The 12,119-nt window shown below is 68.9% G+C and carries 12 protein-coding genes and 1 pseudogene; 7 read left to right on the top strand and 6 right to left on the bottom strand.

The window, feature by feature from the left end:
- Positions 1 to 50: 50 nt before the first annotated feature.
- On the bottom strand, positions 51 to 1,346 hold the full coding sequence (locus U4Z64_RS18405) for a CaiB/BaiF CoA-transferase family protein (protein WP_321809894.1): 1,296 nt from the start codon (positions 1,344 to 1,346) through the stop codon (positions 51 to 53).
- Positions 1,343 to 2,329 (bottom strand): hydroxymethylglutaryl-CoA lyase, encoded by a 987-nt coding sequence (locus U4Z64_RS18400; RefSeq protein WP_321809895.1) that lies wholly within the window; start codon positions 2,327 to 2,329, stop codon positions 1,343 to 1,345. The genes U4Z64_RS18405 and U4Z64_RS18400 overlap by 4 nt, the downstream gene beginning before the upstream one ends.
- Before the next feature lie 173 nt (positions 2,330 to 2,502).
- Between U4Z64_RS18400 and U4Z64_RS18395 the strand changes: the two genes are divergently transcribed.
- The 4 genes and pseudogenes from U4Z64_RS18395 (at position 2,503) to U4Z64_RS18385 (ending at position 5,428) form a co-directional block, all read left to right on the top strand.
- Positions 2,503 to 3,324, top strand: a complete 822-nt coding sequence (locus tag U4Z64_RS18395) for an IclR family transcriptional regulator (RefSeq protein WP_321820590.1) — start codon at positions 2,503 to 2,505, stop codon at positions 3,322 to 3,324.
- A gap of 132 nt (positions 3,325 to 3,456) precedes the next feature.
- A complete protein-coding gene (locus tag U4Z64_RS18390) occupies positions 3,457 to 4,095 on the top strand; it encodes a 2-hydroxychromene-2-carboxylate isomerase (protein ID WP_044848505.1) in 639 nt (212 codons plus the stop codon).
- A 39-nt stretch (positions 4,096 to 4,134) separates the two neighbouring features.
- Positions 4,135 to 4,301, top strand: a pseudogene (locus U4Z64_RS37635) (MFS transporter); the annotation flags it as partial.
- A gap of 431 nt (positions 4,302 to 4,732) precedes the next feature.
- On the top strand, positions 4,733 to 5,428 hold the full coding sequence (locus tag U4Z64_RS18385; RefSeq protein ID WP_044848504.1) for a phosphatase PAP2 family protein: 696 nt from the start codon (positions 4,733 to 4,735) through the stop codon (positions 5,426 to 5,428).
- A 136-nt stretch (positions 5,429 to 5,564) separates the two neighbouring features.
- Here the strand turns inward: U4Z64_RS18385 and U4Z64_RS18380 are convergent, their stop codons facing one another.
- Entirely contained in the window at positions 5,565 to 6,224 is a 660-nt protein-coding gene (locus U4Z64_RS18380; RefSeq protein WP_044848503.1) for a glutathione S-transferase family protein, read from the bottom strand.
- Positions 6,225 to 6,352: 128 nt separating this feature from the next.
- Positions 6,353 to 7,423, bottom strand: a complete 1,071-nt coding sequence (locus tag U4Z64_RS18375; RefSeq protein ID WP_124486093.1) for an MBL fold metallo-hydrolase — start codon at positions 7,421 to 7,423, stop codon at positions 6,353 to 6,355.
- Between the two features lie 234 nt (positions 7,424 to 7,657).
- Here U4Z64_RS18375 and U4Z64_RS18370 point away from each other — a divergent pair, with 234 nt between their 5' ends.
- Positions 7,658 to 8,563, top strand: a complete 906-nt coding sequence (locus tag U4Z64_RS18370; protein ID WP_044848501.1) for an HTH-type transcriptional regulator ArgP — start codon at positions 7,658 to 7,660, stop codon at positions 8,561 to 8,563.
- A gap of 147 nt (positions 8,564 to 8,710) precedes the next feature.
- Positions 8,711 to 8,923: a DUF1059 domain-containing protein gene (locus U4Z64_RS18365; RefSeq protein WP_044848500.1), complete on the top strand. Its 213-nt coding sequence runs from the start codon at positions 8,711 to 8,713 to the stop codon at positions 8,921 to 8,923.
- Positions 8,924 to 9,037: 114 nt separating this feature from the next.
- On the opposite strand, the gene ltaE is transcribed toward U4Z64_RS18365, so the two are convergent.
- Entirely contained in the window at positions 9,038 to 10,051 is a 1,014-nt protein-coding gene (gene ltaE / locus U4Z64_RS18360) for a low-specificity L-threonine aldolase (RefSeq protein WP_044848499.1), read from the bottom strand.
- Complete coding sequence (locus U4Z64_RS18355; protein WP_321820589.1) at positions 10,048 to 10,515, bottom strand: hypothetical protein; 468 nt, start codon at positions 10,513 to 10,515, stop codon at positions 10,048 to 10,050. Before U4Z64_RS18355 ends, ltaE begins: the two co-directional genes overlap by 4 nt.
- Before the next feature lie 164 nt (positions 10,516 to 10,679).
- Between U4Z64_RS18355 and U4Z64_RS18350 the strand changes: the two genes are divergently transcribed.
- Positions 10,680 to 12,101 (top strand): cytochrome ubiquinol oxidase subunit I, encoded by a 1,422-nt coding sequence (locus U4Z64_RS18350; protein ID WP_044848498.1) that lies wholly within the window; start codon positions 10,680 to 10,682, stop codon positions 12,099 to 12,101.
- Positions 12,102 to 12,119: the final 18 nt, after the last annotated feature.

Raw genomic sequence — 12,119 nt, 5'->3', positions numbered from 1 at the left:
CGATCGCACGGGCAGGACGCCTGTTGTTCGTTCGATGGATCGCGGCGGCGCTACGCGCTCGCCACTTCGTTCGCCGAAGGCGCATCGGCCGCCACGTCCGGCGGTTGGCCGTCCGCGCCGTGTCCGTGCGTCCCGGCGACGACGCCGGCTGCGATCAGCGCCCGGGCCTCGTCCGGCGTATAGCCGAGTTCGCCGAGCAACGCGCACGTGTCCTGACCGAGCGCGGGCGGCGCCGCGCGCAGCCGCAGGCGCTCGCCCGCGAGCGTGAGCGGCAGCAGCGCGGTGCGCGTGTCGACCGGCCGGCCGGCGCTGCTCGCGTCGGCCGGCAGCGTCACGGCTTCGAGCCCGCCCGTCGCGAGCAGGTGCGGATCGTCGAACAGGTCCTGCGGCTTCGTGATCGGCGCATACGGCAGGCCGATCGACTCGAAGATCGCGCCGATCTCCGCCGCCGAATGCTCGGCGAGCCGCGCACGCAGTTCGGGCAGCAGCCACTCGCGGGCCTGAACGCGCAAGTTGTTGGTTGCAAGACGCGCATCGTCCTTCAGCGCGGCGAGGCCGAATGCGTCGCAGAACAGCGCCCATTGCGTGTCCGATACGACCGCGAGAAAGATCTGCTCGCCGTCCTTCACCGAAAACACGTCATAGACCGCCCACGCGGAAATGCGGCTCGGCATCGGCGACGCGGCCTGCCCCGTCACCGCGAACTGCATCATGTGCTGCGCGACGAGGAACACGTTGTTCTCGAACAGCGAACTCTGCACCTGCTGGCCGCGGCCGGTGCGTTCGCGCTGCGCGAGCGCGGCCATCGCGCCGATCGCGCCGAACATCCCGCCCATGATGTCGTTCACGCTCGAGCCCGCACGCAACGGACGGCCTTCGGGGCCCGTCATGTACGCGAGACCGCCCATCATCTGCACCACTTCGTCGAGCGCGGTGCGATGTTCGTACGGCCCCGGCAGGAAACCCTTGTGCGACACGTACACCAGGCGCGGATTCAGCGCGGACAACGCGGCATGGCCGAGACCGAGCCGATCCATCGTGCCGCTCTTGAAGTTCTCGCTGAACACGTCCGCCGTCGCGACGAGCCGCCGCACGATCTCGAGCCCGCGCGGATCCTTCACGTCGACCGCGAGGCTTTTCTTGTTGCGGTTGAACATCCCGAAGAAGCCCGCGCCGGAACCGCGCAGCGCACGCGTGCTGTCGCCCGCGATCGGTTCGATCTTGATGACTTCCGCGCCGAGATCCGCGAGCAGCATGCCGCAGGTCGGGCCCATCACCATGTGCGTCATCTCGATCACGCGCACGCCTTCGTACGGCAGCGCCGCGGCCGGTTGGCGATCGTTCATTGCGCGACTCCCGTCAGGCAACCTTCCGGCTGGGCCGCCGACGGCGCACGGCCGTCCGCGTAACGGAATCCCTTCGGCAGCCCCGCGTCCGGCACGTGGCCATACAGCGGCTCGGCAGGCAGCGCCGCGTGCAGGATCGCGCGCGCGGCGAGCAGCGCATCGGCGTCGATGCCCGTGTCGATCCCCATCGACTCCAGCAGGAACACGAGATCCTCGGTGACGATGTTGCCGGTCGCGCCCGGTGCATACGGGCAGCCGCCGAGACCGCCCTGGCTCGCGTCGATCGTCGTCACGCCGGCGTCGAGCGCGGCAACGACGTTGGCGAGCCCCTGCCCGCGGGTGTTGTGGAAGTGCGCGCCGCCGGCCTTGTCGCCGACTTCGCGTTGCAGGCGCGTGAACAGCCGGCGCACCTGCACCGGATTCGCGTAGCCGCTCGTGTCGGACAGACCGATCTCGTCGACCCCGCATTCGGCCATCGCGACCGCCATCGCGATCGTCTCGTCGTCGGAGACCGCGCCGGCAAGCGTGCAACCGAACGCGACCGACACGCCGGCCTCGATCTGCACCGACGGAAACCGCGCATCGCGCAGCGCGACGATTGCGCGCACCTCGTCGATCATCTGCGCGGGCGTCTTGCGGATATTCGCCAGCGAGTGCGCCTCGGTCACCGAGACCGGCAACGTCAGCTTGTGGACGCCCGCCTCGTACGCGCTTTCGGCGCCGCGCAGGTTCGGCGCGAGCGCGGCGACGTGCAGCCCGGGAATCGCCAGCGCATGCGCGACGACTTCCCGCACGTCGGCCATCTGCGGCAACAGCCGCGCGGGCACGAACGACCCGACCTCGATCTCGCGCAGGCCGGCCGCGGCGAGCGCGGTGATCCAGCGCCGCTTGTCGGCTGTCTGCATCACGGCCTTGATGCTCTGCAGGCCGTCTCGCGGCCCGACCTCGCTGACCAGCACCTCTGGATACCCGGAAACGCTCATTCGACACCCCATAGTTCTATCCAAAAGAACAACGTTCTGTTTGACGGAACTTTAGAGGCGCGTCGAATCGCCTGTAAGCGGGGTATACCCGTGAAATTGCGATTTTCTGGAACTTGCGTTCTATCAGGCAGAACGATATAGTGGATCGACCGTCACCCAAGGACCCGCAAGCCGTGCCTCCGACCTCGCTCCCCGCAGAACCCACCGGCGCCGCCCCCGACTCGTCGGCCGACGCCTCCAGCGGCGTCGCCGTCCTCGATCGCGCGTTCGCGATCCTCCATGCGTTCGGGCAAACCGACGACCGGCTGTCGCTCGCGGAACTGTCGCGCCGCACCGGGCTGTACAAGAGCACGATCCTGCGCCTGCTCGCCGCGCTCGAGCACGGCGGCTTCATGCGCAAGCTCGACGACGGCCAGTACGCGGTCGGACACGAGCCGTTGCGGCTCGCCGCGCTGTATCAGCGTTCGTTCCGGGTCGGCCCGGTCGTCGAGCCGCTGCTCGAGACGCTGAGCCGCGAACTCGGCGAAACGGCGTCGTTCTACGTGCGCCACGGCGAGATGCGCTCGGTGCTCTACCGCGTCGAACCCGCGCGCACGGTGCGTGTGTCGATCCGGGTCGGCGAGGAGTTTCCCGTTCACCAGGGGGCGTCCGGGAAGGTGCTGCTCGCGTTCACCGACCCGCACGATGCGCGCTGGAACGACATACGCGAACAGTTGTGGGCCGCGTCGTACGGCGAGCGCGACCCGGAGACGGCGTCGGCGTCCGTGCCGGTGTTCGGCGCGGCCGGCGATTGCGTCGGCGCGCTCACGGTGTCCGGGCCGAAATCGCGGCTGGCCGCCGCGCCGGCGATGGCCGCGGCGCTCGCGCTGCTGTTGCCGCTCGCGCAGAAGGCAACGGTCGCGCTCGGTGGCGCCGGCGCGCGCTACGACGCGCAGGCCGTGCGCGACAGTCTCGCGCGCTTCACCGCGGCCGCGGACGAACCCGCGCAGCCCTAGCCGGCACGCGCGTCCGCGACGCGGCAGCGCAAACGCCGGCCGCATGCGACACTGGCCGCTGCCGCATGCAGCGCGCCGCCCGCCGGCGCGGCACATGCCACTGCCGTCCGGACACGCACAAGGGAACCCACGATGAACGCCCCGCGCACCGCCACCTGGTATTTCGATTTCGTCTCGCCGTTCGCCTACCTGCAGCAGGAACGGTTCGACGAGTTGCCGCCGGCTGCCGCCTACGAGCCGAAACCGATCGTGCTCGGCGCCGTGCTCACGCACTGGGGCCAGAAAGCGCCGGCCGAGATCGCGGCAAAGCGCATCTTCACCTATCGCCACGCGCAGTACCGCGCGGACAAGCTCGGCATTCCATTCCGGATGCCGCCCGCGCATCCGTTCAACCCGATCCGGCCGCTGCGTCTCGCGATCGCGATGGGCAACACGCCCGATGCGATCCGGCGGATCTTCCGGCACATCTGGCGCGACGGCCAGGACGTATCGACGCCAGAGGGTTTCGCCGCGCTGTGCGAGGCGGTCGGCTTTCCGGAAGGTGTGACGGCGGTCGACGCGCAAGCGGTGAAGGACGCGCTGCGCGCGAACACCGATCAGGCGATCGCGCATAGCGTGTTCGGCGTGCCGACCTTCGAACTCGACGGCGACCTGTTCTGGGGCGACGATGCGACCGACATGTTCGTCGACTGCGCGACGTCCCGCGCGTGGCTCGACTCGCCCGAAGTGCGCCGCATCAGCGCGCTGCCCGAAGGCATCCGGCGCGGTTGACGGCGCGCCGCGGCGCTTGCGGCTCACGTGTCGCGTCGTTCGACGCGCAGCCGCCTCGACGCGGTGCTGTTCTCGGCATGTTCATCGGGATGGCGGGCGGCGCCGCGCTCGGCGGTTCGTTGCTCGCGCAACTTGACCGGCATGCGGTGATCGCGCCGGCGCCGACAACGTCGCCAGCGGCACCGGCCGTGCGCACGTGGCGCCGTCGATTTTCGGCAGTGCGATTGGAAGACGGGCGGGTTCGCAGGGCTTGCCCGCCTTTTCTTTTATTTTCGATCGGTGCTGTGCGGCCCCGCGCGGCATGGCGGATTCGTGCGAGAGACAGCCGGCATTCGTTCATCCGATGCAATACTCGGAACGCGTCGCCGGATTGCGCAGCTCAACCGATTATTTTTTCGCCCGCACCCGGCCCCCGCGCGCAATCATCGGATCATTTCTCACGGCCGCACCGCACGGCCCTCCCCAATCCGGCCCCATCGGCAAGATACGTTTTCTCAGGGGATTCCCGGTATTTTTTCCCATTTTCTTCGAAATTACCGGTGACATACTTGCCCCCCATTGCGCTCCGGTGCGAGCGCGCTTCCTGATCCCTGCCGGTCGCATGTCCTGTGCTGCGTGTCCGCCGGGGTCGCAGAACATGAACAATTTCGACACCACGATCCAGATCTTCCTCACCCACATTACTTTCGGACCGCTGATGAATCATGCGATCCGCGTGATCGCCGGCCTCTATACGTTCAAGGGCTTCGTCCTGATCCCCGTGCTGTGCTGGCTGTGGTTCCAGCCGGGACCGCAGCGCGAACGGCAACGCGAGCTGGTCATCGCGACGGTCGCGAGCGGGCTCGTCGCGCTCGCGTTCGGGCGGTTGCTCGCGAAAGTCCTGCCGTTCCGCGTGCGGCCGATCTACAACCCCGACCTGCACCTGCACTTCCCGTCCGAGGAATTGCGTGCGGCCACGCTGCAGGCCTGGAGTTCGTTTCCGAGCGATCACGCGATGCTGTGGATGGCGATCGCGACGGGCATCTTCATCATCGCGCGACGCGCGGGCGTGTTCTCGCTGCTGTACGCGGTCGTGTTCATCTGCGTGCCGCGCGCGTATCTCGGCTATCACTACCCGACCGACCTGATCGCCGGCGCCGCGATCGGCATCGCGCTCGCGTGGCTGCTGACGCGCGATGCGATTCGATCGCGCTTCGCGCCGCAGGTGCTGGAGGCGATCCGGCGCTTCCCCGCGCCGGCCTATACGCTCGCGTTCCTGCTGTGCTTCGAGCTGATCACGCAGTTCGACGAACTGCTGACGCTCGCGCAGTCGGTCAAGCATACGGCGATGTAACGGGACGGCGCCGCCATGCATCCGCTGCTGTCGACACGACGCCCGGGCACACGCTGCCGGCCCTGCGCGGCGGCATCGCGCCCGGCGCGCGCCGCCCTTCGGATCGTCGCCGCCGGGGCGACGGCGGCCGCGCACGTCAGTCGCGGTCGGGCGCCCCGAGCGGGAAGAACGAGCGATATGGCCGCGCTTCGTCGACCGCACGCGCGAACGACGGCCGCGCAAGCAGCCGCCGGCGATATGCGATCACGTTCGCGAACGACGGATCGATCCGGTGCGTCCAGTCCGCGTAGAACAGGAACGGCGCCGCGCCGCAGTCGGCGAGGCTGAAGCGGTCGCCGGCCGCCCATTCGCGATCGGCCATCGTGCGATCCAGCCATGCGTACGACGTTTCGAGCATCGCGCGCGCATCGGCGACACCCCGCGCATCGCGCTCGTGTTCCGGCCGCAACGCATCGAACACGACCTTCTGCTGCGGGGTCGCGACATAGTTGTCGAAGAAACGATCCATCATCCGCACTTCCAGCGCCGCGCGCCGGTCGTCGGGCACCAGCCGCGCGGGGCCCGGGTGGTAGAGATCGAGATACTCGACGATGATCGTCGCCTCGATCACGGTACGGCCCGCGTCGACGAGTACCGGAAAGCGCTTCAGCGGCCACAGCGCGGCCAGTTCCTGCATCGGCTTCGGATCGTCGTGCGCGAGCACACGATAGTCGAACGGCGTGCCGTTCTCGTACAGCGCGGTCAGCGCCTTCTGGCAATAGGACGAAAAGGGATGGGCGTAAAGCGTCGGCGTCATCGCGGGTCTCTCGGGGTTTCGGCGCCGCGTCATGCGGCGCCACGTGATCGGATACCTTGACGACGAACGGCGCCGGGCCGAATCGACACTGGGCCGAACATTTTTTTCCGTTGCGCGGCATCGCGCCGCTACGACCGGCCGTCCATCACGACGCGGCCTTCGCCGCGCCAGCGCAGCATCCCGCCGCCGAGGTTCGCGACGGCATCGAAGCCGGCCTTCAGCAGGATCACGGTCGCCTGCGCGGAGCGGCCGCCCGCGCGGCACACGGTCACGATCGGCCGGTCGCGCGCGAGTTCGCCGGTGCGCGCGGCCAGTTCGCCGAGCGGAATCGGCGTCGCGCCCGGCAGGTGGCCGAGCGGGCCGGTGAATTCGTCGGGCTCGCGCACGTCGACGACCTGCACCGCCGGCAGGTGATCCTCGAGCCACTGCGGATCGATTTCCCAGAACCCGGCGAACGTATAGACGAGCGGCGCCCAGTCGGGCGCCGCCTGCACGTCGGGCGCATTCGCGGCGAGTCCGCACTGCAGGTTCGCGGGCACCGCGACGTCGATCTGGCGCGGATGCGCGAGCCCGAGGTTGCGCATGTAGCCCGCGAAATCGTCCTCGCTGAGATCGCCGCCGAGGCGCGGATTGAAGCGCCGCTCCTCGCCGACGCTCGTGACCGTGAGCCCGCGATAGTCGTGCGCGGGATACAGCAGGCATGCGGCCGGCAGCGTGAAAAGCCGGCCGTGCACCGCGCGATACAGCGCGCGCGGGTCACCCTGCTGGAAGTCGGTACGGCCGGTGCCGCGAATCAGCAGGCAGTCGCCGGTAAACGCCATCGATTCATCGTCGAGCACGAGGCTGATGCAGCCGCTCGTGTGGCCCGGCGTCGCGCGCACGGTCAGGTAGCGCGGGCCGAATGCGCAGCGATCGCCGTCGTTCAGGTAGCGGTCGGCGCCCTGCGCGCCGCTCGCGGCCGAAATCGCGATCGCGCTGCCGGTGCGCTGCTTCAGCAGCCACGCACCCGTCACGTGATCGGCGTGCACGTGCGTATCGACGGTCGCGACGAGCCGCAGCCCGAGCTCGTCGAGCAGCGCCGCATCGCGGCGCACCTGCTCGAACACCGGGTCGATCAGCAACGCTTCGCGCGATGGGCGGTCGGCGAGCAGGTACGTGTAGGTCGACGATTGCGGGTCGAAGAGTTGCCGGAAGATCATCGCGAAGTCGCTCCGTCGGCTGGGCGTGTCGGTCGGGTGAAGGGTGCGGGTCGTGCAACCCGCACCGCGTGTGGCGCCGGCTCGCGGCGCACACGTTCATACAGCGTAGTTCAAAACACGCGCGCCACCGGCGTCGTTGCACGCGGCGAGACGTCACGCCGCATCCGGTCCGTCGCGCGTGCTGCCTTACACTACCGCCTGTTCTCGTCTTACGTTCACAAGAATTGCGTCGACATGTCTCTGACGATCGATCCGAAGCAAGCCGCCGCGCTGCTGGCCGTCGCCGACACCGGCAGCTTCGAGCAGGCCGCCGTGCGCCTGCACGTGACCGCGTCCGCCGTCACGCAGCGGGTCCGCGCGCTGGAGGCGAGCCTCGGCGCGCCGCTCGTGCTGCGCACGCGGCCGTGCCGGCCGACGGCGGCCGGGCAGCGCGTGCTGCAGCACCTGCGCCGCGTCGCGCTGCTGCAGGCCGACCTGCAAAGCACGCTCGCGACCGAGCGCGAATCGCCGATCTCGGTCACGATCGCGCTGAACTCCGACAGCCTCGGCACCTGGTTCCTGCCAGCCTTGACGTCGGTGCTCGCGGGCGAGCGCATCCTGTTCGAGCTGATCGTCGAGGACCAGGACCACACGTTCGCGCTGCTCGAAAGCGGGATGGCCGTCGGCTGCGTGACGACCGAGCCGAAGCCGATGCGCGGCTGCGTCGCGACGCCGCTCGGCACGATGCGCTACCGGCTGCTCGCGGCCGCCGCGTTCGCGCTGCGCTGGTTTCCGCGCGGCCTGAACCGCACGGGCGCGCGCCATGCGCCGGTCGTCGCGTATTCGCGGCGCGACACGCTGCAGTCCTCGTTCCTGAAGGAGAAGTTCGGGTTGCCCGAAGGCGCGTATCCGTGCCACTACGTGCCGGGCACGCACGCGCATTTCGCGGCGGTGCGGCACGGGCTCGGCTACGCGATGGTGCCGGAGCCGCTGCTCGGCGGCGCACCGCTCGACGCGCAGGGGCTCGTCGATCTCGCGCCGCTGCATCCGACCGACATCACGCTGTACTGGCACGCATGGACCGTGCAATCGCCGACGATGGCGTCGCTGTCCGCACGGGTCGTCGAAGCGGCGCGCCGGTTGCTCGCGCCGCTGCCGTGACGAGCGGGTGATCGACACCACCGGCGCGGCATGCGTGGCCAAGAGAAACGCCGCCGCGCCGCCTATACTTTTTCCATCGGCCCCGCGAACGCGCCGCGCGGCCGATCACGCACATCCGGCCGTTCCCTTTCCCGTGAGGAGAACATCATGCCCCGCCGCTATATCGATTGCCGCGAGTTTCCCAGCGCGATGAATTGCTCGGTCGCAATTTCCGCCGACTCCGACGACGAACTGCTGGAGGCCGCCGTGCAACACGCGGTCTCGGTGCACCAGCACACCGACAGCGCCGAACTGCGCACGCAACTGAAAACCCTGTTCCGCGACGGCACGCCGCCCGCCGACATGCTCCGGCAAGCGTAACCCGCCGGCACGCCAGATATCGACAGACGGGCTGCATCGCCGCCCCCGTCGCCTCCCTGCTCCTGCTTCGCGCCACGACGCGCCGGCGCCCCCCGCCGGCCGGCGCATTCGGCTTTACGTACGCCGCTGCGCGAAATACGCGCCGACCGCATCGATGAAGGTATCGATGTCCGCGCGCGACACGTCGCAGTGCGTGACGAAGCGCGACGCGTACAGCATCTGCGTGAGGATCCCGCGCGCCTTGAGCCATGCCTCGAGCGGCGCGCAATCGGCTTCGGGGAATTGCGCGAACACCATGTTCGTCGCATGCGACAGCACCTTCACCGGCTCGATGCGCGCGAGGCCTGCCGCGAGATGCGCGGCGTTCGCGTGATCGTCGGCCAGCCGCTCGACATTGTGGTCGAGCGCATACAGGCAGGCCGCCGCGAGAATGCCAGACTGCCGCATCCCGCCGCCCAGCACCTTGCGCCAGCGCTGCGCGCGCTCGACCAGCGCGCGATTGCCGACCAGCACCGAACCGACCGGCGCGCCGAGCCCTTTCGAGAAGCAGATCGACACGGTATCGAACGGCGCGCACAGTTCCGCGATCGGACGGCCCGACGCGACGGCCGCATTGCACACGCGCGCGCCGTCGAGGTGCGTGGCCAGCCCGCGGCTGCGCGCGAGCGCGACGGCTTCCTGCACATAGCCGTCCGGCAACACCTGGCCGCCGATCGTGTTTTCGAGCGCGAGCAGGCGCGTGCGGGCGAAGTGATTGTCGAGCGGCTTGATCGCCGCGGCGATCTTCGCGAGCGGCAGCGTGCCGTCGGGCGCGTTCTCGATCGGCTGCGGCTGGATGCTGCCGAGCACGGCCGCGCCGCCGCCTTCGTACTTGTAGGTGTGCGCGAGCTGGCCGACGATGTATTCGTCGCCGCGTTCGCAATGGGCCATCAGCGCGGCGAGGTTGCTCTGCGTGCCGCTCGGGAAGAACAGGCCGGCTTCCTTGCCGGCCCGCTCGGCCGCGACCGCCTGCAGGCGCAGCACGGTCGGGTCGTCGCCCCATACGTCGTCGCCGACTTCTGCGGCAGTCATCGCGGCCAGCATCGCCTGGCTCGGACGTGTCACGGTATCGCTGCGTAAATCGATCATCTTCGTGCCCTGAGTGAACGCGGACCGGTACCGATGCGCCCGGCCCTGCCGAAACGAGACTCAGAGTGTACGCAATTCGCGCAGCGCTTGCCGATGCTTCGCGCCGCGCGAAAGCCGCGTGACCGGGCGCCGCCGGTGCACGATCCGGATACAACCGGCACGACGCGACGCAGTCCACGCCGGCGCGGCATCGTCAACAACGCGGCGGCGGCCGGACACCCGGCAGCGGCAGCGGCAGCGGCAGCGGCATCGGCATCGGCATCGGCATCGGCATCGGCATCGGCATCGGCATCGGCATCGGCATCGGCATCGGCATCGGCATCGGCAGCATAGGCCGCGCGTGCCAACGCGTGGCACCTTCGCGCACGCCGCATCGTGATGCGACGCGCCATATTGCCGCACGTGCGGCAGACCGCCACGCCACGGCCGCCTGCGGCGCGCGCCGCGATCTTGATACGAATCAACGATTTATCCCGAAACCGCGCGCGCCGGGCTGGACATCTGCGACGAGTTGGCGCATTTCGCGGCGCAACATCGCGGCACATACTCCAGCCAACCCCGATGCCCCCTCCGGCCGGGGTCCGCCGGCACCCCGCCGGCGGGTATCGTCAAGCCTCGGTCAACTGGTATGGACACCGCATTTTCGGCCCTCGATCTGGCCCGCCTGCAATTCGCGTTCACCGTCTCCTTTCACATCGTCTTCCCGGCGCTGAGCATCGGCCTCGCCAGCTTCATCGCCGTGCTCGAATATCGCTGGCTGAAGACCGGCAAGCAGTACTACAAGACACTCTGCCTGTTCTGGTCGAAGATCTTCGCGGTCGCGTTCGGGATGGGCGTGGTTTCCGGCGTCGTGATGAGCTATCAGTTCGGCACCAACTGGTCGGGTTTCTCGAGCTTCGCCGGCTCGGTCACCGGCCCGCTGCTGATGTACGAGGTGATGACGGCGTTCTTCCTCGAAGCCGGCTTCCTCGGCATCATGCTGTTCGGCTGGAACCGCGTCAGCCCGCGCGCGCACTTCGGCGCGACGCTGATGGTCGCGATCGGCACGCTGATCTCGACGTTCTGGATCCTCGCGTCGAACAGCTGGATGCAGACGCCGCAGGGTTTCGAGATCGTCGACGGCCGCATCGTGCCGACCGACTGGTTCGCGATCGTCTTCAATCCGTCGTTCCCGTACCGCCTGTTCCACATGGCGATCGCCGCGTTCATCGTCGCCGCGCTGGTGGTGGCCGCGACGGGCGCGTGGCACCTGCTGAAGGGCCGCCGCGACAAGGGCGTGAAGAAGATGTTCTCGATGGCGCTGTGGCTGCTGCTGGTACTCGCGCCGCTGCAGGCCGTGATCGGCGACCAGCACGGCATCAACACGCTGAAGCACCAGCCCGCGAAGATCGCCGCGATCGAAGGGCTGTGGGAAACCGAAAAGGGCGGCACGGCGCTCAACCTGTTCGGCATTCCGGACATGAAGGCCGAAACGACCCGCTACGCGGTGCAGGTGCCGCACCTCGGCAGCCTGATCCTCACGCACAGCTGGGACGGCGAGATCCGCGGGCTGAAGGAATTCCGCCCCGAGGATCGCCCGAACTCGACGGTCGTGTTCTGGAGCTTCCGGATCATGGTCGGCCTCGGCTTCGCGATGATCGGCCTCGCCGCGCTCGCGTGGCTGCTGCGCCGCCGCGGCAGCCTGTATGAATCGAAGTGGTTCCAGCGCCTCGCGCTCGTGATGGGCCCGACCGGCTTCGTGTCGCTGCTCGCGGGCTGGGTGACGACCGAAGCGGGCCGCCAGCCGTGGGTCGTGTATGGCGTGATGCGCACCGCGCAGGCCGTGTCGCCGCTGTCGGTGCAGCAGGTCAGCCTGTCGATGATGACGTTCGTGATCGTCTACTTCCTCGTGTTCGGCACCGGCGTGTACTACATGCTGAAGCTGATGAAGGCCGGCCCCGCGCTGCCCGACGTCAAGCACGACGCGCGGCACGGCGAGCCCGACACGCGCCCCGATCACACCGCGCGCCGCCCGATGTCGGCCGTCGACGAGCTGATCGAGACCGTCTGAGCCCACCCACTTTCGCAA

It is taken from the genome of Burkholderia sp. BCC1996 (genome assembly GCF_905339955.1).
Classification (GTDB): Bacteria; Pseudomonadota; Gammaproteobacteria; order Burkholderiales; family Burkholderiaceae; genus Burkholderia.
The sequence above is the reverse complement of the archived record's forward strand: the minus strand, read 5'-3'. Positions and strand labels throughout refer to the sequence as shown.

Excerpts from the sequence above, each read along its gene's own strand:
- U4Z64_RS18400 (WP_321809895.1), bottom strand. The coding sequence starts at position 2,329 with ATGAGCGTTTCCGGGTATCCAGAGGTGCTGGTCAGCGAGGTCGGGCCG.
- U4Z64_RS18405 (WP_321809894.1), bottom strand. The coding sequence starts at position 1,346 with ATGAACGATCGCCAACCGGCCGCGGCGCTGCCGTACGAAGGCGTGCGC.
- U4Z64_RS18390 (WP_044848505.1), top strand. The coding sequence starts at position 3,457 with ATGAACGCCCCGCGCACCGCCACCTGGTATTTCGATTTCGTCTCGCCG.
- U4Z64_RS18365 (WP_044848500.1), top strand. The coding sequence starts at position 8,711 with ATGCCCCGCCGCTATATCGATTGCCGCGAGTTTCCCAGCGCGATGAAT.
- U4Z64_RS18385 (WP_044848504.1), top strand. The coding sequence starts at position 4,733 with ATGAACAATTTCGACACCACGATCCAGATCTTCCTCACCCACATTACT.
- U4Z64_RS18375 (WP_124486093.1), bottom strand. The coding sequence starts at position 7,423 with ATGATCTTCCGGCAACTCTTCGACCCGCAATCGTCGACCTACACGTAC.
- U4Z64_RS18350 (WP_044848498.1), top strand. The coding sequence starts at position 10,680 with ATGGACACCGCATTTTCGGCCCTCGATCTGGCCCGCCTGCAATTCGCG.
- ltaE (WP_044848499.1), bottom strand. The coding sequence starts at position 10,051 with ATGATCGATTTACGCAGCGATACCGTGACACGTCCGAGCCAGGCGATG.
- U4Z64_RS18380 (WP_044848503.1), bottom strand. The coding sequence starts at position 6,224 with ATGACGCCGACGCTTTACGCCCATCCCTTTTCGTCCTATTGCCAGAAG.
- U4Z64_RS18370 (WP_044848501.1), top strand. The coding sequence starts at position 7,658 with ATGTCTCTGACGATCGATCCGAAGCAAGCCGCCGCGCTGCTGGCCGTC.